This is a genomic window from Escherichia sp. E10V10 (genome assembly GCF_004211985.1).
Lineage (GTDB): Bacteria > Pseudomonadota > Gammaproteobacteria > Enterobacterales > Enterobacteriaceae > Escherichia.
Map to the genome: position 1 here is coordinate 1 of NZ_RHJO01000021.1, position 22,229 is coordinate 22,229.

A 22,229-nucleotide genomic window follows, 5' to 3' on the forward strand; every position below is an offset into this window, starting at 1 on the left:
AGCACGGGCGATAGCGGCTTCGACGGCAGCTTTACGCGGATCAACCTGTTCCTGCGGCTCTTCGTTAGCAGGCTGTTGCTCCTGCTTGCGTGCTTTAGCACGGGCGATAGCGGCTTCGACTGCAGCTTTACGCGGGTCAACCTGTTCCTGCGGTTCTTCGTTAGCAGGCTGTTGTTCCTGCTTGCGCGCTTTAGCACGGGCGATAGCCGCTTCGACGGCAGCTTTACGCGGATCAACCTGTTCCTGCGGCTCTTCGTTAGCAGGCTGTTGCTCCTGCTTGCGCGCTTTAGCACGGGCGATAGCCGCTTCGACGGCAGCTTTACGCGGGTCCACCTGTTCCTGCGGCTCTTCGTTAGCAGGTTGTTGCTCCAGCTTGCGCGCTTTGGCGCGAGCAATTGCGGCTTCCACTGCCGCTTTACGCGGATCGGCAATCGTTGCGGCTTCGTTAGTCTGTTGCAATTCAGCCTGTTTCGCTCTGGCTTGCGCTTTACGCGCTTCCCGTGCCGCAATAATCGCGCTGTTATCCGGGCGTTCGCCCGCTTTTATCACAATAGGTTGTGTGGCCTGGACCTGTTTTTCTTTTACGCGTGCCAGTGCGGCAGCAATCGCATCTTTGTCTTTGGCCGCAGGTTGAACCGCCGCGTTCTTGTGTCGTTCAAGACGCGCGGCTTTTTCACGTTCCAGACGTGCCTGACGAGCTTCAAAGCGTGCTTTTGCTTCGGCTGCGCGTTTTTCTTCCTGACGAATGGCGGCAATCTCGGCTTTTTCCTGACGGAAATATTGCACAAGAGGGATATTACTTGGGCAAACCCACGCACAGGCCCCGCATTCAATACAATCGGCAATGTTATGTGTGGTGGCTTTATCGTGCTGCTGACCTTTGCTGAACCAGTACAACTGTTGCGGCAGGAGATCTGCAGGGCAGGCATCAGCACAGGCGCTACAACGGATGCAGCTTTGTTCTTCCTGTGGTTCGCCAAGTTCATTGGCAGACGGTGCCAGTAAACAGTTGGTTATTTTTACGACCGGGACATCCAGCCACGGCAAGGTAAAGCCCATTAGCGGGCCGCCCATAATCACCATTTGATCGGCAGAAGGGCAGAATCCTGCATCGTTCAATAAATGACGGACCGGCGTACCCAGTCGTGCCCAGACGTTGCCGGGGCGTGCAATTGCTTCGCCAGTTAGCGTTACGACACGCTCGGTAATCGGCTCGCCATCAATAACGGCTCGTTTCACTGCGTAAGCCGTGCCGACGTTTTGCATTAACACGCCGATATCTGATGAACGACCGCCGTGTGGAACCTGCTTTCCGGTCAGGATGTAGGTTAACTGTTTGGCGCCGCCAGAGGGATATTTGGTCGGAATAACTCGCAGAGAAATATCGTGAGAATCCGCCAACACCGCACGCAGCATGGAAATTGCCTGCGGTTTGTTATCTTCAATTCCGATCAGAATTTCGCGTGGCTGTAGAATATGCGCAAGAATGCGAATACCTTCCACGACCTGGGCGGCGCAATCCTGCATCAAGCGGTCATCGGCGGTAATATACGGCTCGCATTCTGCGGCATTAATGATCAACGTTTCGATTTTATCGCCGCCGCCCTGCAATTTAACGCCAGTAGGGAAGCCAGCACCACCCAGTCCGGCGACGCCAAATTGATGAATGCGTTCGATTAATTCTTCCCGAGTGCGTGAGCGGTAATCGGTCCAACCGTCACGTGGGATCCAGCAATCTTCGCCATCGGCGTCAATAATCACGCTTAATTCAGCTAAAGCTGAAGGATGAGCCGTAGAGTGGGGCGCAATAACCGTAACGGTACCCGAGGTGGGCGCGTGAACCGGTAGCATTTTGCCGCGTCCACGGGTGAGTGGCTGTCCGCGCAGTACCTTATCACCAACGTTAACGCACAGCTCGCCTTCAGCACCAATATGCTGTTTCAGTGGAATAACAAATCGCTGCGCCAGCGGAACCTGGCGCAGGGGAGTACCGTTGGACTGAGTTTTCATCTCCGGTGGATGAATGCCGCCATCGAAGTCCCAGATTTTATTTTTTTTGAAAGCAGAGAATAACTTAAGCATGGTGTTCCACGGGAATGATGTGCACGGGAATGGTGTTCAGATCCCATTTCCAGCTGTCTGGCGTTTCTGCAACCGGTTGTAAGGAGATGCAATGCGTTGGGCATGGGTCTACACACAGATTACAACCTGTGCACAGATCGCTCATGACGGTATGCATTGCTCGGGTAGCGCCGACAATGGCGTCCACCGGACACGCCTGAATACACTTAGTGCAGCCAATACAGTTATTTTCATCGATAACCGCTACCATACGCGCAGGCGTCAACTCTTGCACTTCGCCATCCAGCGGCTGTGGTTCGACGTTGAGCAACTCGGCAATTTTCAGCATTACTGCTTCGCCACCAGGGGCGCAGCGATTGATTTTTTCACCGTTGCAACTGATAGCCTCCGCATACGGGCGACAGCCAGGATAACCGCATTGACCACACTGGCTCTGCGGTAAAATTTCGTCAATTTTCTCAACGACCGGATCGTCTTCCACCGCAAAACGGCGGGAGGCATAACCCAGAATGGCGCCAAACGCCAGGCCCAGCAGGCTTATGGCGGCAACGGCAATCCAGATAGCATTCATTACAACTTCACCAAACCACTAAAGCCCATAAAGGCCAGAGACATAAGACCTGCGGTAATCAGCGCAATGGCATTACCACGAAAAGGTGCCGGGACATCAGCCACAGCCAGGCGCTCGCGGATGGCTGCGAAAAGCACCATCACCAACGAGAAGCCGACAGCTGCTGAAAAACCGTACAGTGCCGACTGCAAGAAATTATGCCCGAGATTAATATTCAGCAACGCGACACCAAGCACCGCACAGTTGGTGGTAATAAGCGGCAGAAAAATCCCCAGCAGACGATAAAGCACCGGGCTGGTTTTACGCACTACCATCTCGGTGAACTGCACGACAACAGCGATCACTAAAATAAACGCTAGCGTGCGCAGGTAAATCAGATTGAGTGGAATCAAGATCCACGTGTCGATAAGCCAGGCGCAAATTGACGCCAGCGTCATCACAAATGTTGTTGCCAGCCCCATCCCCATTGCAGTTTCCAGCTTTTTGGAAACGCCCATAAACGGACAGAGGCCCAGAAACTTAACCAGTACAAAGTTATTGACCAGTACAGTTCCGACAAACAGTAACAGGTAGTCAGTCATTTTTCGGCCTGAAATAAAAAAGCCGCCTATTATCCGTTAATCCAGAGCAGGCGACAACAGGTTAACTGTAAGGTTATTACGGATTCACAAACGTCGCTTTGACCCGCAACGAGCGTTTGAAATAGGGGACTATCAATGCGGTTGCCAGCAAAGTGAACAACAACTGGCGCACGGCTACGCCATCTGCTACTGGCGAAAAAGCGAAGGTTTTAACAGCCAGTAATACGGAGATCAGTAGCCAGATAATATAGTGTTTAGGAACACAACGCCGACGTTTAAAGAAAGCGATGGTCAACCACAAAGTGTAATACCACATGGCGATGGCGGTAATAAAAGAAACGCCCCATAAGATTTGCGTTGTCAGTGCTTGTTCGCCGATCGTTTTATATGTTTGAGGAGAAGATAACGCTGCGGTATACAGTAACAGCGTCAGCGTCGTACTCAATAGAGCGACTAACAGCCAGGCCAAAGGGCCAAGCAACCAGCCTCCAATACGTTGTGGCGTTGTGGTGGTCATAGGTTCTCCAGAATAGCGACAGCAAACAGGCAAATCTAATTTTAGGGGCGTTATTATAAGGTTTTTATTATCAATCGCTACTTTCTTTATTGGACATAATGCCAGACGGACTTCGGCACCTGGCCCAGGTCAAACAAACGCCCGCCAGACACCAGCTCTGCGCGACGGTGATCGGCGGCGCGATACATGTTGATAAGGTCCTGATCGTCCGTCAGTGTGTAATTAAGATGATCGTAGAGTTTTTCCAGGCTTTCGAGTGAACTGATTTTGCGAAATTTTAATAAGTAGTCCTGAACAGTCATAAAAGGCCCATAAAATAATTAATACCAAAGTGGTAGGTATTATATGTAATGATAAAACTTCACCAAAAGTGAACGCTTATGTAATAACAATAATAAGAATGTGCTGATGGTAAATATTCAGGGATAAAATACTGTCATGAAAAGAGTAACGCGCTTTACTATCCCTGCCAATCGCCGACAACACACCACAAGATAATAAATTCCTGGTTTAATACCCGACAAGTTAAAACATGCATCCGGACGGGCTGCATGCTGGTCTGCAAGTGCAGGTATTACTTATGTTGTACTGTTGTACTCTGTTCTGGCGGCTGGTAGTTGTCAATGTGACTCGCTACGCCAAGGAGAATGACAGAAACGACAAGAACGATCCAACCTGTTAATTCAATAAGACGATTCATTACTGCCCACATCTATGTTGAGTGATCCATTAACTTCAGGGGGTAAATGTTACTTAGCAATAATTGCCCCAGCAAGATTTTTGCTGAGGTTTTTGCGATATTTAGCTTTTATCATTAGAAAATTCGCCATTTCTTTGACTTAAGTTAAATAACATCCCTTATTGCGGGCAGGTTATTAAACTGTTGAGAGAGGGTAAAGGATAGTGTCAAATAGCGATCGTACTTCTCTGAGAGGCAATGACATGAGCGACAACATCCGTGTTGGGTTGATTGGGTATGGTTATGCGAGCAAAACCTTCCATGCGCCCCTGATAGCGGGCACGCCCGGACTAGAACTGGCAGTAATTTCCAGCAGTGACGAAACAAAAGTAAAAGCCGACTGGCCAACAGTGACGGTTGTCTCTGAACCAAAGCATCTTTTTAATGATCCCAACATAGACTTGATTGTCATTCCCACACCAAATGATACCCATTTCCCGTTAGCCAAAGCGGCGCTTGAAGCGGGTAAACATGTGGTCGTCGACAAGCCTTTTACCGTGACACTGTCACAAGCTCGAGAACTGGATGCGTTGGCAAAAAGTCTGGGTCGCGTATTGTCGGTGTTTCATAATCGTCGCTGGGATAGCGATTTTTTGACACTAAAAGGTTTGCTCGCGGAAGGCTCGCTGGGTGAAGTTGCGTACTTTGAGTCTCATTTTGACCGCTTCCGGCCGCAGGTGCGCGATCGCTGGCGTGAACAGGGCGGCCCTGGCAGCGGTATCTGGTACGATTTGGCACCGCATTTGCTCGATCAAGCTATTACGCTTTTTGGCTTACCTGTCAGTATGACGGTGGATTTAGCACAGTTGCGCCCGGGGGCGCAGTCGACTGATTATTTCCACGCCATTTTGTCCTACCCACAGCGGCGGGTCATTTTACACGGCACCATGTTGGCGGCAGCTGAGTCAGCGCGTTATATCGTGCATGGCTCCCGTGGCAGCTATGTTAAATACGGTCTCGATCCGCAGGAAGAGCGGTTGAAAAATGGTGAGCGTCTGCCGCAGGAAGACTGGGGCTACGATATGCGTGACGGTGTACTAACCCGCGTTGAAGGCGAGGAACGTGTTGAAGAAACGCTGTTGACCGTGCCGGGGAATTATCCGGCTTACTATGCTGCCATTCGTGATGCGTTGAATGGCGACGCTGAAAACCCGGTGCCAGCAAGTCAGGCCATTCAGGTAATGGAGTTGATTGAGCTGGGTATCGAATCCGCCAAACATCGCTCGACTTTGTGCCTTGCTTGAAAAGGGGATGGTGCAATTAGCACCATCCATTTTTGTTACTTCGCTGCGACTTTTTCTCGCAGTGCGCGTTTTTCCTCTGCGCTGAGGAAAGCCATTTCCAGACCATTAATCTGCGCCTGGCGGATTTGCTCGCGAGATAAACCTGCAGCGGGCGCGGCAACGGTATATTCGTGAATGATATCGACGCCCTGAACACCCGGGTCGTCGGTGTTAATACTGGCGCAGATACCATGCTCAAGGAAAGTTTTCAGCGGATGTGCCGCCAGAGATGCCACGGTACTGGTCTGAATATTGGAGGTCAGGCAGGATTCTATGCCAATTTGTTGCTCGGCGAGGAAATCCATCAGCGCCCGGTCTTCAATGGCTTTTACGCCATGCCCAATGCGTTCAGCTCCCAGTTCACGAATGGCTTGCCAGATACTTTCTGTCCCGGCAGCTTCGCCTGCGTGGACGGTAATATGCCAGCCTGCATCACGCGCGTGGTTGAAGTGAGAGAGGAACAAACTCCCCGGAAAACCAAGTTCATCACCGGCTAAATCCAGTGCGGTAATCTGATCACGGTGGGCTAAAAATGCCTCCAGCTCTTGCTGGCAGGCAGCTTCGCCAAAGGTCCGGCTCATAATGCCGATAAGTTTCGCCTGCACACCAAAGGTGCGGCAACCTTCACGTACGCCGTCAATAACGGCTTCGACAACGCCCGCAACAGGCAACTGATGCGTCATTGCCATATAACCTGGCGAAAAACGCAGTTCGACATAGTGCAGACCGTTTCGGGCAGCATCTTCAATATTTTCAAACGCCACGCGACGGCATGCGTCGAGCGAGGCGAGAACTTTAACGCCCCAGTCAAGCTTAGTCAGAAAACTCACCAGATCGGGTTCGTTAGCAATGACCTGAACGTGTGGAATTAACGTTTCCAGGGATTGTGCAGGTAGCGAGATATTATACTGGCGGCCAAGTTCAAGGATGGTCTGGGGACGAATGTTGCCATCAAGGTGGCGATGGATATCAGTTAATGGCAGGGTGGTATCAATCATGGTCGCACTCTTTTTCTGGATATAAAAGTGCGCACCATTATAAAAACAAAGCAGGGTAAAAATCTACGATTGCGCAACGATTATTTGCGTTGCGCAATCGCAATTAGCGTACAGCTCGGATGGCGTTAATTAATCCAGCGACACCTTTTTCCAGTTTAGAACGTGGGCATCCGGCATTGAGCCGAACAAAGCCACGGCCTTCTTCACCGTAGGTATATCCCGGCATGATTGCGACTTTTTCTTGTTCAATCAGGGCTTTTTGCAACGCGTTGTCATCAATGTTCAACGGACGTAAATCAAGCCATGCGAGATAAGTGGATTGGGGAATCTGCCAGTTGAGTTCAGGGAACGCGGCGTTCATCGTCTCTGCGATATACGTCAGGTTATCTTTCAGATAGACGCGTAAGGCATCAAGCCATGGCGCGCCTTGCTGATAGGCGGCGATATGGGCGGTTAACGCCAGTACCGCAGGGGAGGAAAGCCCATCACGGCTTTTCAGGGCCGATAAATACGCTTCACGGCTGTCGTTATTTTCAATAATCCCGTAAGCCCCGGTCAGAGCCGGAATATTGAAACTTTTCGAACCAGAAGTTAGTAGCGCCCAGTCGCCGCGAGCTACATTGCTCCAGGGAATATGCGGTTGCTCACCCCATACCATATCCATATGGATTTCATCGGAGATAACGCGCACACCATAGCGTTCGCACAGGTCAGCCATTGTTTCCAGTTCATCGCAAGTCCAGACTTTACCGGTAGGATTCTGAGGGCTACACAGGAGCATAATTTTACACTCCGGTTTCGCCAACACGGCTTCCAGTTTGCCCATATCGCAAAACCAGCCATCAACCCGCTTCTCTAAAGCAACGGGCATCACAGTGCGCTGATTACCTTCAATGGCTTTGTAAAATGCGTCGTAGGCCGGGGTATGGATCACCACACCTTCACCGACAGCGGACCACTGACGAATCAGTTCCGACACCATATAGATAACGGAAGGGCCATATACCACCGACTGCGTTTCAATGGCGGTGTAATGCTGTGTGGAAAACCAGTGGGCGATAGCCGCGAGAAATTCATCGTTTTTCCAGCGACTGTAGCCAAACACGCCGTGCATCAGGCGCTGGTTCAGCGCCTCGATAATGCAGGGAGCGGTGGCAAAATCCATGTCTGAAATCGTGAACGGTAACAGATCAGCAGTGCCGAAACGGTCAGCGACATAATCCCACTGTGTGCACCATGTGCCATGACGATCCACGACCTTCGAAAAATCGAACATATCTTATCCTTATGCCTGAACAGTACGCATCAGACCGGCCATTTCATCTTTGACTGACTGAACTTGCGGCCCGATAACAACCTGCAGGTTATGTTGATTAAGTTGTACTACGCCAATTGCCCGATTGTCCTTCAGTGCCTGCACATTAACAAGGGACATATCTTTCACTGACAAACGCAGACGAGTAATGCAGTTATCGAGGCTGACAATATTGTCGGCACCGCCTAAGGCTTCGAGGATTGCCGGAACGTTGTAACCTGATTTACCCGGCGTACCGGCAACGGCTTTTTCGATTGAGCTGGCAATTTCGCTATCGCGGCCAGGGGTTTTCAAATTGAAGCGGGTGATAGCGAAACGGAAGATGACGTAGTAAACAACAAACCAGATTGCCGCCACCACTGGCACCATGTACCACTTGGTTGACAGGCCATGCAGAATACCGAACACCACAAAGTCGATGATATTACCGTCAGTATTACCGATGGTGACACCGAGCACAGACATGACGGTGAAGCCGAGGCCGGTTAACAGCGCGTGGATGACGTACAGAACTGGCGCTACGAACAGGAACAGGAATTCCAGCGGTTCGGTCGTGCCGCCAACAACACAGGCGATCAGGCCAGAAATCAGCAGGCCTTTAATTTTATGGCGATTTTCCGGGCGCGCACAGTGATACATCGCTAACGCTGCACCGGGCAGACCGCCGAGAAACGCAGGCATTTTGCCCTGCGAGAGGAAACGCGTGGCGCTTTCAGAGAAACCGTGAGTGGTCGGGCAACTCAATTGCGCCTGGAAGATGGTTAGTGCGCCGCTGACGGTTTGACCGCAGACTTCCTGCGTGCCGCCTGCGTCGGTAAAGCGAATTAATGCCACCAGAATGTGATGCAGACCAAATGGTAGCAGCAGACGCTCACCCGTACCAAACAGCATAGGTCCGAAATCACCCGCGCTGTTAATCATATGGCCTAATCCACTAATGCCCATGGCGAAGATCGGCCAGACCAATGGAATCACCAGACCGACAAGGCCCATCACCAGCGAGGAGATGATTGGCACGAAGCGCGTACCGCCGAAGAACGCCAGCGCATCTGGCAGGCGGATATTATGGAAACGTTCATGTAACATCCAGACGATAATACCGGCGATCACCGCACCGAGGATCCCGGTGTCGATCGACTGGATCCCAAGAATGCTTTGGATGTTATTGGCTTTCAGCACGGCAGCATCGGTGGTCGGCAGAATGCCTTTATTGGTCAACCAGAAGTTCACCGCCAGGTTCATCACTGCGTAACCAACAAAACCAGCGAACGCCGCGACGCCTTTGTTTTCGCGCGCCAGACCCAGCGGGATGGCGATACAGAACATTACTGGCAGGAAACTAAACGCGAACGAACCAACCTTGCTCATCCAGGTAAAGATGGCCTGCAACACAGGGTTACCCAATGCCGGGATCAGTGTGATGACATCGTGGCTACTAAGGGAACTGCCAATCCCCAACATAATGCCGCAGAACGACAGTAATGCGACAGGTAACATAAAGGTTTTGCCTAACTGCTGGAAGAATTCCCACAGCGTGACTTTCGGTGCTGCTTTCGCCGTCATAAAACGACTCCTCGTAGAGAACAATCTGGATTCAATAAATTGCGCGAGAAGATAAAACGTTTTATCAAATTTTAGTGAGGCATAAATCACATTACGCAACGATAATAGCGGGTATAAGATAAATAAAAGGTAAAACGTTTTATCTGTCACATAATCAGGGAGTAGGTCATCTGCATGGCTACCGCCAAAAAAATCACCATTCATGATGTTGCGCTCGCTGCGGGCGTGTCGGTCAGTACCGTTTCGCTGGTGCTTAGTGGCAAAGGGCGAATCTCTACCGCCACAGGAGAACGTGTTAACGCCGCCATTGAAGAACTGGGGTTTGTGCGCAATCGCCAGGCGTCGGCACTACGCGGCGGGCAGAGTGGTGTGGTTGGCTTAATTGTGCGTGACTTGTCTGCGCCGTTTTACGCTGAATTAACAGCCGGGCTGACGGAGGCACTGGAAGCGCAGGGGCGAATGGTTTTTTTGCTCCACGGCGGTAAAGACGGTGAGCAACTGACCCAGCGCTTTTCACTGCTACTGAACCAGGGCGTCGATGGCGTCGTCATTGCCGGTGCGGCAGGGAGCAGTGATGACCTGCGGCGCATGGCAGAAGAAAAAGGTATCCCGGTGATTTTCGCTTCACGAGCCAGTTATCTTGATGATGTTGATACTGTTCGCCCGGATAACATGCAGGCAGCGCAGTTATTGACGGAGCATCTCATTCGCAATGGACACCAGCGTATTGCCTGGCTGGGCGGGCAAAGTTCCTCTTTAACCCGTGCGGAACGAGTGGGTGGCTATTGCGCGACACTATTGAAATTCAGCCTGCCGTTTCACAGTGATTGGGTACTGGAGTGTGCCTCGAGTCAGAAGCAAGCTGCGGAAGCCATTACGGCGCTTTTGCGCCATAACCCGACCATCAGCGCCGTGGTTTGTTATAACGAAACCATAGCAATGGGTGCATGGTTTGGCTTGCTGAAAGCTGGACGACAAAGTGGCGAAAGTGGCGTCGATCGTTACTTTGAACAACAGGTTTCACTGGCGGCATTTACCGATGCGACGCCAACTGCACTTGATGATATACCCGTTACCTGGGCCAGCACGCCTGCGCGGGAACTTGGTACGACACTTGCGGATCGCATGATGCAAAAAATCACTCATGAAGAGACGCATTCACGTAATCTTATTATTCCTGCCCGGCTCATTGCGGCGAAATAATCCTCTCTTTATCTGCTATACCTGGTAGTGTCCTTTCCTCAAGGTTAATGATAAAAAATGTGGCACACAGGCGGTGCCTTTTATTTTTACTGAAGTTCACAGGAGGTTTATGTGTTTAATTCTGACAACCTGAGACTCGACGGAAAATGCGCCATCATTACAGGTGCGGGTGCAGGTATTGGTAAAGAAATCGCCATTACATTCGCGACAGCTGGCGCATCTGTGGTGGTCAGTGATATTAACGCCGATGCGGCTAATCATGTTGTAGATGAAATTCAACAACTGGGTGGGCAGGCATTTGCCTGGCGCTGTGATATTACTTCCGAACAGGAGTTATCTGCTCTGGCAGACTTTGCCATCAGTAAGCTGGGCAAAGTTGATATTCTGGTTAACAATGCTGGTGGTGGTGGTCCTAAACCGTTTGATATGCCAATGGCGGATTTCCGCCGCGCTTATGAGCTGAATGTGTTTTCTTTTTTTCATCTGTCACAACTCATAGCGCCTGAAATGGAAAAAAATGGCGGAGGCGTTATTTTGACCATCACATCTATGGCGGCAGAAAATAAAAATAAAAACATGACCTCCTATGCGTCATCTAAAGCTGCGGCCAGCCATCTGGTCAGGAATATGGCGTTTGACCTGGGTGAAAAAAATATTCGGGTGAATGGCATAGCGCCTGGGGCAATATTAACTGATGCCCTGAAATCCGTTATTACACCAGAAATTGAACAGAAAATGTTGCAGCACACGCCAATCAGGCGTCTGGGCCAACCGCAAGATATTGCCAACGCGGCGCTATTCCTCTGTTCACCAGCTGCCAGCTGGATAAGCGGGCAAATACTCACCGTCTCCGGCGGTGGGGTACAGGAACTGAATTAATACGCTAACAGGTCGGTAAACAACCGAGTGAGTGTTGTTTACCGACACCGCTTGTAGAGTAGGGAAAACCTCCGCCAGATAACTGGTAGCCAAATTCCGCCTGCTGGTTGACCAATTATCGTGCAAATAGTAAACGAAACGGGTGTACCTTCGCACAATTCAACTGCAATGATAGGCGCTCACCGGACAACGCGGTAAACTAGTTATTCATGCTAACTATATTGGTTTAACGATGGATAACATGCAAACTGAAGCACAACCGACACGGACCCGGATCCTCAATGCTGCCAGAGAGATTTTTTCAGAAAATGGATTTCACAGTGCCTCAATGAAAGCCATCTGTAAATCCTGCGCTATCAGTCCCGGGACGCTTTATCACCACTTCATTTCGAAAGAAGCCTTGATTCAGGCGATTATTCTCCAGGACCAGGAGAGGGCGTTGGCCCGCTTCCGGGAACCGATTGAAGGGATCCATTTCGTTGACTATATGGTCGAGTCGATAGTCTCTCTCACCCATGAAGCCTTTGGACAACGAGCGCTGGTGGTCGAAATTATGGCAGAAGGAATGCGTAATCCACAGGTTGCCACCATGCTTAAGAATAAACATCTGACCATCACGGAATGTATTGCCCAGCGCATGAGGGATGCCCAGCAAAAAGGCGAGATAAGCCCTGACATTAACACGGCAATGACCTCTCGTTTACTGCTGGATCTGACCTATGGCGTGCTGGCCGATATCGAAGCGGAAGACCTGGCGCGAGAAGCGTTATTTGCCCAGGGGCTGCGCGCGATGATTGGCGGTATCTTGACCGCATCCTGATCCTCACTTTCCGCGGGCCGGTGAAGAGAGTGCCCGCGTTCAATGTCTCAACACGGCTGAACAAAAAACGTTCTCCCCTGGTCGAAAAATCCCACTAAAACATTCGCCGAAACCATATGTCATGGGAATTTATCGCTTTATAAGTAGTCGAACGAGCGTTCGGTTGCTTATTTTGTGTCTTCTGTCAACGCTGTTTTAAAGATTAATGCGATCCATATCACGCTGTGGGTATTGCAGTTTTTGGTTTTTTGATCGCGGTGTCAGTTCTTTTTATTTCCATTTCTCTTCCATGGGTTTCTCACAGATAACTGTGTTCAACACAGAATTGGTTAACTAATCAGATTAAAGGTTGACCAGTATTTTTATCTTAATGAGGAGTCCCTTATGTTACGTCCTGTAGAAACCCCAACTCGTGAAATCAAAAAACTCGACGGCCTGTGGGCATTCAGCCTGGATCGGGAAAACTGTGGAATCTCTCAGCGTTGGTGGGAAAGCGCGTTACAAGAAAGCCGGGCAATTGCTGTGCCGGGCAGTTTTAACGATCAGTTCGCCGATGCAGATATTCGTAATTATGTGGGCAACGTCTGGTATCAGCGCGAAGTCTTTATACCAAAAGGTTGGACGGGCCAGCGTATCGTCCTGCGTTTCGATGCGGTCACTCATTACGGCAAAGTGTGGGTAAATAATCAGGAAGTGATGGAGCATCAGGGCGGCTATACGCCGTTTGAAGCCGATGTCACGCCGTATGTTATTGCCGGGAAAAGTGTACGTGTTACCGTTTGTGTGAACAACGAACTGAACTGGCAGACTATCCCGCCGGGAATGGTGATTACCGACGAAAACGGTAAGAAAAAGCAGTCTTACTTTCATGATTTCTTTAACTACGCCGGGATCCATCGCAGCGTAATGCTCTACAGCACACCGAACACCTGGGTGGGCGATATCACCGTGGTGACGCATGTCGCGCAAGACTGTAACCACGCGTCTATTGACTGGCAGGTGGTGGCAAATGGTGATGTCAGCGTTGAACTGCGTGATGCGGATCAACAGGTTGTTGCGACTGGACAAGGCAACAGCGGGACTTTGCAAGTGGTGAATCCTCACCTCTGGCAACCGGGTGAAGGCTATCTTTATGAACTGTGCGTCACAGCCAAAAGCCAGACAGAGTGTGATATCTACCCGCTGCGCGTCGGCATCCGGTCAGTGGCAGTGAAGGGCGAACAGTTCCTGATCAACCACAAACCGTTCTACTTCACTGGTTTTGGTCGTCATGAAGATGCGGATTTACGCGGTAAAGGATTCGATAACGTGCTGATGGTGCACGATCACGCATTGATGGACTGGATTGGTGCCAACTCTTACCGTACCTCGCATTACCCTTACGCTGAAGAGATGCTCGACTGGGCTGATGAAAATGGCATCGTGGTGATTGATGAAACTGCTGCCGTCGGCTTTAACCTCTCTTTAGGCATTGGATTTGAAGCGGGTAACAAGCCAAAAGAACTCTACAGCGAAGAGGCCGTCAACGGGGAAACTCAGCAGGCGCACTTACAGGCGATTAAAGAACTGATTGCGCGTGACAAAAACCACCCCAGCGTGGTGATGTGGAGCATTGCCAACGAACCGGATACTCGCCCGCAAGGTGCACGGGAATATTTCGCACCACTGGCGGAGGCAACGCGTAAACTGGACCCGACGCGACCGATCACCTGCGTCAATGTAATGTTCTGCGACGCTCACACCGATACCATCAGCGATCTCTTTGATGTGCTGTGCCTGAATCGTTATTACGGTTGGTATGTCCAAAGCGGCGATTTGGAAACGGCAGAGAAGGTACTGGAAAAAGAACTGCTTGCCTGGCAGGAGAAACTGCATCAGCCGATTATCATCACCGAATACGGCGTGGATACGTTAGCGGGTCTGCACTCGATGTACACCGACATGTGGAGTGAAGAGTATCAGTGCGCATGGCTGGATATGTATCACCGCGTCTTTGATCGCGTCAGCGCCGTCGTCGGTGAACAGGTATGGAACTTCGCTGATTTTGCGACCTCGCAGGGCATTATGCGCGTTGGCGGCAACAAGAAAGGGATCTTCACCCGCGACCGCAAACCGAAATCGGCGGCTTTCCTGCTGCAAAAACGCTGGACTGGCATGAATTTCGGTGAAAAACCGCAGCAGGGAGGCAAACAATGAATCAACAACTCTCCTGGCGCACCATCGTCGGCTACAGCCTCGGTGACGTCGCCAATAACTTCGCCTTCGCAATGGGGGCGCTCTTCCTGTTGAGTTACTACACCGACGTCGCAGGCGTCGGTGCCGCTGCGGCGGGCACCATGCTGTTACTGGTGCGGGTATTCGATGCCTTTGCCGACGTCCTGGCCGGGCGAGTAGTGGACAGTGTGAATACCCGCTGGGGAAAATTCCGCCCATTTTTACTCTTCGGCACAGCGCCGTTAATGATCTTCAGCGTGCTGGTATTCTGGGTGCCGACCGACTGGAGCCATAGCAGCAAAGTGGTGTATGCATATTTGACCTACATGGGCCTCGGGCTTTGCTACAGCCTGGTGAATATTCCTTATGGTTCACTTGCTACCGCGATGACCCAACAACCACAATCCCGCGCCCGTCTGGGCGCGGCTCGCGGGATTGCCGCTTCATTGACCTTTGTCTGCCTGGCATTTCTGATAGGACCGAGCATTAAGAACTCCAGCCCGGAGGAGATGGTGTCGGTATACCATTTCTGGACGATTGTGCTGGCGATGGCCGGAATGGTGCTTTACTTCATCTGCTTTAAATCGACGCGCGAGAATGTGGTGCGTATTGTGGCGCAGCCTTCGTTGAAGATCAGTCTGCAAACGCTGAAACGAAATCGCCCGCTGTTTATGTTGTGCATTGGGGCGCTGTGTGTGCTGATCTCGACCTTCGCGGTCAGTGCCTCATCGTTATTTTACGTACGCTACGTTTTGAATGATGCAGGATTGTTCACGGTGTTAGTGCTGGTACAGAACCTGGTCGGTACAGTGGCGTCGGCACCGCTGGTGCCGGGGATGGTCGCCAGGATCGGTAAAAAGAATACCTTCCTGATTGGCGCGCTGCTGGGGACTTGTGGTTACCTGCTGTTCTTCTGGGTATCCGTCTGGTCGCTGCCGGTGGCACTGGTTGCGTTAGCCATTGCCTCAATTGGTCAGGGCGTTACCATGACGGTGATGTGGGCGCTGGAAGCCGATACCGTAGAATATGGTGAATACCTGACTGGTGTGCGGATTGAAGGACTTACCTATTCGCTATTCTCATTTACGCGCAAATGCGGCCAGGCAATAGGAGGATCAATTCCCGCCTTTATTTTGGGATTAAGCGGATATATTGCCAATCAGGTGCAAACACCGGAAGTTATTATGGGGATCCGCACATCAATTGCCTTAGTACCCTGCGGGTTTATGCTACTTGCATTTATAATAATCTGGTTTTATCCGCTCACGGATAAAAAATTCAAAGAAATCGTAGTTGAAATTGATAATCGCAAACAAATGCAGCAGCAATTAATCAGCGATATCACTAATTAATATTCCATAAAAATAATCAGAACATCAAAGGTGCAACTATGAGAAAAATAGTGGCCATGGCCGTTATTTGCCTGACGGCTGCCTCTGGCCTTACCACCGCTTACGCTGCACAACTGGCTGACGATGAAGCGGGACTACGCATCAGACTGAAAAATGAATTACGCAGGGCTGACAAACCTAGTGCTGGCGCGGGAAGAGACATTTACGCGTGGGTACAGGGAGGATTGCTTGATTTTAATAGTGGCTATTATTCTAATATTATTGGTGTCGAAGGCGGGGCATATTATGTTTATAAATTAGGTGCTCGTGCTGATATGAGTACCCGCTGGTATCTTGATGGTGATAAAAGTTTTGGCTTTGCCCTGGGGGCAGTAAAAATAAAACCCAGTGAAAATAGCCTGCTTAAATTAGGTCGCTTCGGAACAGATTATAGTTATGGCAGCTTACCTTATCGTATTCCGTTAATTGCTGGTAGTTCGCAACGGACATTGCCGACTATTTCCGAAGGAGCATTAGGTTACTGGGCTTTAACGCCAAATATTGAATTGTGGGGAATGTGGCGTTCACGAGTATTTTTATGGACCGATTCAACAACCGGTATTCGTGATGAAGGGGTTTATAACAGCCAGACGGGAAAATACGATAAATATCGCGCACGTTCTTTTTTAGCCGCCAGTTGGCATGATGATACCAGTCGCTATTCTCTGGGAGCATCGGTACAGAAAGATGTTTCCAACCAGATACAAAGTATTCTCGAGAAAAGCATACCACTCGACCCGAATTATACGTTGAAAGGGGAGTTGCTCGGCTTTTATGCGCAACTCGAAGGCCTAAGTCGTAATACCAGCCAGCCCAATGAAACGGCGTTGGTTAGTGGACAATTGACCTGGAGTGCGCCGTGGGGAAGCGTATTTGGCAGTGGCGGTTATTTGCGTCATGCGATGAATGGAGCCGTGGTGGACACCGACATTGGCTATCCCTTTTCATTAAGTCTTGATCGTAACCGCGAAGGAATGCAGTCCTGGCAATTGGGCGTCAACTATCGTTTAACCCCGCAATTTACGCTGACATTTGCACCGATTGTGACCCGCGGCTATGAATCCAGTAAACGAGACGTGCGGATTGAAGGCGCGGGTATCTTAGGTGGCGTGAACTATCGGGTTAGTGAAGGGCCGCTACAAGGGATGAATTTCTTTCTTGCTGCCGATAAAGGGCGGGAAAAGCGCGATGGCAGTGCGCTGGGCGATCGCCTGAATTACTGGGATGTGAAAATGAGTATCCAGTATGACTTTATGCTGAAGTGAGAAAAAACGCCGGAGTGAAAATTCCCCGGCGTTTTGGCCGTGAATTACTGCTGCGGAATTGCCGGTACAGCCGGAACGTTAAGAGCTGGCATCGCAAACATGCCAACAAAATCTTCTAACGACATTTTCTGTCCGTTTAACGTGATCTGACCGTTAGCATACTGCAGGCTGGTGGTGATGGTGTTGTCCTGCAAGGTGGTCAGACGGAACATCTGCCCCATTGCTGACGCACCTTCAACTTGCTGTTTCGCCAGTTTTTTCGCTTGATCTTCCTGATATCCTTCCAGCTTCGCTACCTGAGTCATCAGCTCAGTTGCCATATCCACCGGAATGGTAAGTTTCGCATCCAGAGATTTGACCGAGCGGTCCACTTCCTGTGCCGGCGTTTGCGGCGCTTCTTTAGTCGTTGCCGGATCTTTCAGGAACAGCGACAGATTCAGCGCACTTTCACCCTGACTGTTTTTCCAGCTCAATGGTGCGATAGTAATCACCGGATCGCCTTTCAACATCAGCGGTAGGGCGCTAAAGAAGGCTTCCGTCACTTTCTCCTGATAAAGTTCAGGATTGTTGGCAATTTCTGGCTGTGCCAGCAGCGCCTGAGTTTGCGCGTTATATTGCTGGCTAAACTGATGCCAGGCCTCGCCATCAATCTGGCCGACTTTTAAGGTCAGCTTGCCGTTGCCCAGATCCTGATTCTGAACCTTCAGGCTATTTAGCGAGTAATCCAGTTGGCTATTGATCGTTTTACCGTCATTGACCAGATCCGATTTACCGCTGATCTCCATGCCTTCCAGCAGTGCCAGTTCTTTGCCTTCCACCGAAATGGTCATTTTTTCCAGCGACAGTTTTTGGTTTCCAACGCGCTCACCAAAACTTGCCAGCGTGCTGGAACCGTCAGTTTTCAGATTATTAAAGGTCAACTGTACTTTCTGGTTATACTCATTAACCGCATCCACCCGACCGCTTTGTGCTTCCCCGGACAGGGAGATGGCTTTGCCGTCTCTGTCAGCATTTAACTGGAACTCGCCGCCGCTAAAGGCGACCTTTTCATCCTTTTGCTCGTAATTCAGTGGCTTGAGTGAAATATCGGAACTGGAATCACCGCTGTAACCAATGCGGGAGTTAATCTCAAAAGGCGTTTCACCTTTTGCCATATCAAACAGTGGCTTGCTTACTTCGTTATTGACCAGCGTGGTTTGAATTGATGCCATCGACGGAATCAGGTTCAGTTTTTTAAGCTGGGCAAGGGGGAAGGGACCATGATCAACCGATTCGTTGAAGATGACGCTCTGACCGCTTTTAATCCACGGATTTTCTTTCCCGGCAATGGGTTTCACCACCAGTTGCAACTGGCTGCTGAATACGCCGCGATGATAGTTTTGATAACTCACTTCCAGGTTGGATTCAGGAGCTGTCAGTTTGAGTTGCGCGTTTGCCTGCGCGACCATGTCTTCGAGATGGGTTTCAATCTTCTTGCCTGTGTACCATGCGCCGCCTGTCCAGACTACGCCGAGCGCAACAATGACGCCTACCGCTACCAGCGATTTATTCATAATGATTATCCATAAAATAAAATCAGGCGGACTGGCCGCCTGAAGGTGTTATAAGCCTTTAATAAGCTTAGCAAGAGATGTTAATTTTTTCAGTAAGCTCTTACAGCTTGTTGTAAACACGGGCTAAACGACCGTGGCCTTTGACCGTCACCGGTGACTCGTTGGCGGCAATAAACGCTGATTCACCCGGTTTAAGCTGTAACTGCTGAGAACCTTTACACAGCGTTGCATCGCCCTCGACGCAGAACAAAATGGCGGCACTCTGCTGGCTGATGGTGGTTTCTTGATCGCTAAGGTCATGCAGCGAGAAGGCAAAATCATCCACCGGAATCGGGAAGTCCAGCTCTGAGCCCTGTTTCACCGGCTGGGTCAACAACTGGTTGGCCGGTTTGGCTTCAAACTTCACGTTGGCAACCAGCTCTGGAATATCAATGTATTTAGGCGTCAGACCCGCACGCAGCACGTTATCGGAGTTCGCCATCACTTCTAGTGCCACGCCTTGCAGGTAAGCGTGCGGTGTTTCAGCGAACAGGAACATCGCTTCGCCAGGATTCAATTTCACGACATTCAGCAACAGCGGGGAGAACAGACCGCTGTCATCCGGGTAAAATTCAGAAATTAAACGAATCGTTTGCCACGGTTCGCCCTGCTGACTGTCGAGCGCAGATTTCAAAATCGCCAGCGCGCGGGATTTCTCTTCACCCTGCATATTTAACAGGCTGGCAAACAGTTCGCTTAAACGTTCGGCATTGGGCTGCTGCAAAAAGTGAGCAATGGCCGGATGTGCGCCCGCGACTGGCTGAAGCAGGGAGACGATGTCGGAAAACTCACGAAATGCATTCATCGCGAGGAAAGGGGTCAGGGCGAAAACCAGCTCAGGCTTGTGATTAGGATCTTTATAGTTACGCTCGGCGGCATTCATCGGAATACCTGCGGCATTTTCTTTGGCAAAACCGATTTCAGAATTGCGTTTGTTTGGATGCACCTGAATGGAGAGCGGCTGGGCTGCGCATAATACTTTGAACAGGAAAGGCAACTCGCCAAAGCGTTTGGCAACGGCATCTCCCAAAAGAGTCGCTTTATCACTCTCAATCACATCACGCAGTGAAACGATATCTCCTGCGGCATCGTGCACACGTGAACTGCTCTTTGGATGCGCGCCCATCCACAACTCGGCCATCGGCTGGCTGGACGGATTTTCCATGCCATAAAGTTCAGTCAACGCCGTTTTGCTGCCCCAGGCATAGTTTTGCACTGAGTTAATGAGTTTTTGCATGATCAATCCCTGTTTAAATGTGGAAATTAATCTCGCTATTAAAGCAAGAATCCTACGGGAAGTAACCTGGAGCCGCAAAAAGTCGTACTAGTCTCAGTTTTTGTTAAAAAAGTGTGTAGGATAATGCAACTCGCTTTTAACAGGGCAATGGAACACCCGCCCAAAGCATAACCAAACCAGGCAGTAAGTGAGAGAACAATGTCAAACAAACCCTTTCATTATCAGGCTCCTTTCCCACTCAAAAAAGATGATACCGAGTACTACCTGCTGACCAGCGAATATGTCAGCGTATCTGAATTTGAAGGGCAGGAGATTTTGAAAGTTGCACCAGAAGCGTTAACTCTTCTGGCGCGTCAGGCGTTTCATGATGCGTCATTCATGCTGCGTCCGGCCCATCAACAGCAGGTAGCCGATATTTTGCGTGACCCGGAAGCCAGCGAAAACGACAAGTATGTGGCACTGCAATTCCTGCGAAACTCCGATATCGCCGCAAAAGGCGTTCTGCCAACCTGCCAGGACACCGGCACCGCGATCATCGTTGGTAAAAAAGGGCAGCGTGTATGGACCGGTGGTGGCGACGAAGCGGCGCTGGCGCGCGGTGTCTATAACACTTATATCGAAGATAACCTGCGCTACTCGCAAAACGCGCCGCTGGATATGTATAAAGAGGTGAATACCGGCACCAACTTGCCAGCGCAGATCGATCTTTATGCCGTTGATGGCGATGAGTACAAATTCCTCTGTATCGCCAAAGGTGGCGGTTCGGCAAACAAGACGTATCTCTATCAGGAAACCAAAGCGTTACTGACGCCGGGGAAACTGAAAAATTACCTGGTTGAGAAAATGCGCACACTGGGTACGGCGGCGTGTCCTCCATATCATATTGCGTTCGTTATTGGCGGAACTTCTGCGGAAACTAACCTTAAAACGGTGAAACTGGCTTCCGCTAAATACTATGACGAACTGCCAACGGAAGGGAACGAGCACGGTCAGGCGTTCCGCGATGTGGAACTGGAAAACGAATTGCTGATTGAAGCGCAAAATCTCGGTCTGGGCGCGCAGTTTGGCGGGAAATATTTCGCCCATGACATTCGAGTGATTCGCCTGCCACGCCATGGCGCATCCTGCCCGATTGGTATGGGCGTCTCCTGTTCTGCTGACCGTAATATCAAAGCGAAGATTAACCGTCAGGGGATCTGGATCGAAAAACTGGAACATAATCCTGGCAAATACATCCCTGAAGAACTGCGTAAAGCGGGGGAAGGCGAAGCGGTACGCGTTGACCTTAACCGTCCAATGAAAGAGATCCTCGCACAGTTGTCGCAGTATCCCGTTTCTACACGCTTATCGCTTAACGGCACGATTATCGTCGGTCGTGATATCGCTCATGCCAAACTGAAAGAGCGGATGGATAACGGTGAAGGGCTGCCACAGTACATTAAAGATCATCCAATTTACTACGCGGGTCCGGCCAAAACGCCGGAAGGTTATGCCTCCGGTTCTCTTGGCCCAACGACTGCCGGACGTATGGATTCTTACGTCGATCAACTGCAAGCGCAGGGCGGCAGCATGATCATGCTGGCGAAAGGTAACCGCAGCCAGCAGGTGACGGATGCCTGTAAAAAACATGGTGGTTTCTATCTCGGCAGTATCGGCGGGCCTGCGGCAGTGCTGGCGCAGGGGAGTATTAAGAGTCTGGAATGTGTTGAATATCCGGAACTGGGAATGGAAGCCATCTGGAAAATCGAAGTGGAAGATTTCCCGGCGTTTATCCTGGTGGATGATAAAGGAAATGACTTCTTCCAGCAGATACAACTCACGCAGTGTAGCCGCTGCGTGAAATAAGCAGAGCCGCCCTTCGGGGCGGCTTTTTTACATGGCACGAAATACCAAACATTTGTTATCAAATAGTAAATAATGAGTGAGCTAAAAGTTGCTTAACGAAAGCAAAACAGAAAGAAAAAATTAATCAGGTGAGG

General features: G+C 50.4%; 19 protein-coding genes. 8 read left to right on the plus strand and 11 right to left on the minus strand.

The genetic code is table 11. The annotated features are described in order from the left end of the window. From rsxC to blr, 6 genes are all read right to left on the minus strand, one after another. Positions 1-2,082 (minus strand): electron transport complex subunit RsxC (gene rsxC / locus D9736_RS19370; protein WP_130258947.1); only part of this gene is annotated, 2,082 nt, incomplete at its 3' end. Next, positions 2,075-2,653 (minus strand): electron transport complex subunit RsxB, encoded by a 579-nt coding sequence (gene rsxB / locus D9736_RS19375; protein ID WP_130258948.1) that lies wholly within the window; start codon positions 2,651-2,653, stop codon positions 2,075-2,077. The genes rsxC and rsxB, both read right to left, overlap by 8 nt. After that, positions 2,653-3,234 carry an electron transport complex subunit RsxA gene (gene rsxA, locus D9736_RS19380; protein ID WP_000133193.1) on the minus strand — a complete coding sequence of 194 codons (582 nt, stop codon included), beginning with the start codon at positions 3,232-3,234 and terminating at the stop codon, positions 2,653-2,655. The genes rsxB and rsxA overlap by 1 nt, the downstream gene beginning before the upstream one ends. 76 nt (positions 3,235-3,310) lie before the next feature. After that, positions 3,311-3,751 carry a DUF2569 domain-containing protein gene (locus D9736_RS19385; protein ID WP_130209359.1) on the minus strand — a complete coding sequence of 147 codons (441 nt, stop codon included), beginning with the start codon at positions 3,749-3,751 and terminating at the stop codon, positions 3,311-3,313. Positions 3,752-3,837: 86 nt separating this feature from the next. Continuing rightward, positions 3,838-4,053 (minus strand): transcription modulator YdgT, encoded by a 216-nt coding sequence (gene ydgT / locus D9736_RS19390; RefSeq protein WP_064530017.1) that lies wholly within the window; start codon positions 4,051-4,053, stop codon positions 3,838-3,840. Between the two features lie 272 nt (positions 4,054-4,325). After that, entirely contained in the window at positions 4,326-4,451 is a 126-nt protein-coding gene (gene blr / locus D9736_RS19395) for a division septum protein Blr (protein ID WP_001296096.1), read from the minus strand. Positions 4,452-4,693: 242 nt separating this feature from the next. Between blr and D9736_RS19400 the strand changes: the two genes are divergently transcribed. Continuing rightward, positions 4,694-5,734 (plus strand): oxidoreductase, encoded by a 1,041-nt coding sequence (locus D9736_RS19400; protein ID WP_130258949.1) that lies wholly within the window; start codon positions 4,694-4,696, stop codon positions 5,732-5,734. Positions 5,735-5,769: 35 nt separating this feature from the next. Here D9736_RS19400 and add read toward each other — a convergent pair whose 3' ends face one another. From add to malX, 3 genes are all read right to left on the minus strand, one after another. Next, positions 5,770-6,771, minus strand: a complete 1,002-nt coding sequence (gene add, locus D9736_RS19405; RefSeq protein ID WP_130258950.1) for an adenosine deaminase — start codon at positions 6,769-6,771, stop codon at positions 5,770-5,772. A 103-nt stretch (positions 6,772-6,874) separates the two neighbouring features. Next, positions 6,875-8,047, minus strand: a complete 1,173-nt coding sequence (malY, locus tag D9736_RS19410) for a bifunctional maltose regulon transcriptional repressor/cystathionine beta-lyase MalY (RefSeq protein WP_130258951.1) — start codon at positions 8,045-8,047, stop codon at positions 6,875-6,877. Between the two features lie 9 nt (positions 8,048-8,056). Beyond that, on the minus strand, positions 8,057-9,649 hold the full coding sequence (gene malX, locus D9736_RS19415; protein ID WP_130258952.1) for a PTS maltose transporter subunit IICB: 1,593 nt from the start codon (positions 9,647-9,649) through the stop codon (positions 8,057-8,059). Between the two features lie 174 nt (positions 9,650-9,823). Here malX and malI point away from each other — a divergent pair, with 174 nt between their 5' ends. From malI to uidC, 6 genes are all read left to right on the plus strand, one after another. Further along, a complete protein-coding gene (malI, locus tag D9736_RS19420) occupies positions 9,824-10,852 on the plus strand; it encodes a mal regulon transcriptional regulator MalI (RefSeq protein WP_130219033.1) in 1,029 nt (342 codons plus the stop codon). A 111-nt stretch (positions 10,853-10,963) separates the two neighbouring features. Further along, on the plus strand, positions 10,964-11,731 hold the full coding sequence (gene hdhA / locus D9736_RS19425) for a 7-alpha-hydroxysteroid dehydrogenase (protein WP_000483368.1): 768 nt from the start codon (positions 10,964-10,966) through the stop codon (positions 11,729-11,731). 232 nt (positions 11,732-11,963) lie between these two features. Beyond that, positions 11,964-12,551, plus strand: coding sequence for a DNA-binding transcriptional regulator UidR (uidR, locus tag D9736_RS19430; protein WP_130209345.1), 588 nt, complete (start codon positions 11,964-11,966; stop codon positions 12,549-12,551). Between the two features lie 384 nt (positions 12,552-12,935). Continuing rightward, a complete protein-coding gene (gene uidA / locus D9736_RS19435) occupies positions 12,936-14,747 on the plus strand; it encodes a beta-glucuronidase (RefSeq protein ID WP_130258953.1) in 1,812 nt (603 codons plus the stop codon). After that, positions 14,744-16,117, plus strand: a complete 1,374-nt coding sequence (uidB, locus tag D9736_RS19440; RefSeq protein WP_130258954.1) for a glucuronide transporter — start codon at positions 14,744-14,746, stop codon at positions 16,115-16,117. The genes uidA and uidB overlap by 4 nt, the downstream gene beginning before the upstream one ends. 38 nt (positions 16,118-16,155) lie before the next feature. Continuing rightward, complete coding sequence (uidC, locus tag D9736_RS19445; RefSeq protein ID WP_130258955.1) at positions 16,156-17,421, plus strand: glucuronide uptake porin UidC; 1,266 nt, start codon at positions 16,156-16,158, stop codon at positions 17,419-17,421. A 44-nt stretch (positions 17,422-17,465) separates the two neighbouring features. On the opposite strand, the gene D9736_RS19450 is transcribed toward uidC, so the two are convergent. Together D9736_RS19450 and manA are read right to left on the minus strand one after the other, a co-directional pair. Beyond that, entirely contained in the window at positions 17,466-18,974 is a 1,509-nt protein-coding gene (locus tag D9736_RS19450) for a YdgA family protein (protein ID WP_130258956.1), read from the minus strand. A 100-nt stretch (positions 18,975-19,074) separates the two neighbouring features. Then, positions 19,075-20,250: a mannose-6-phosphate isomerase gene (gene manA, locus D9736_RS19455; protein ID WP_130258957.1), complete on the minus strand. Its 1,176-nt coding sequence runs from the start codon at positions 20,248-20,250 to the stop codon at positions 19,075-19,077. 198 nt (positions 20,251-20,448) lie between these two features. Between manA and fumB the strand changes: the two genes are divergently transcribed. Further along, positions 20,449-22,095 (plus strand): class I fumarate hydratase, encoded by a 1,647-nt coding sequence (fumB, locus tag D9736_RS19460; RefSeq protein ID WP_130258958.1) that lies wholly within the window; start codon positions 20,449-20,451, stop codon positions 22,093-22,095. Positions 22,096-22,229 lie beyond the last annotated feature (134 nt).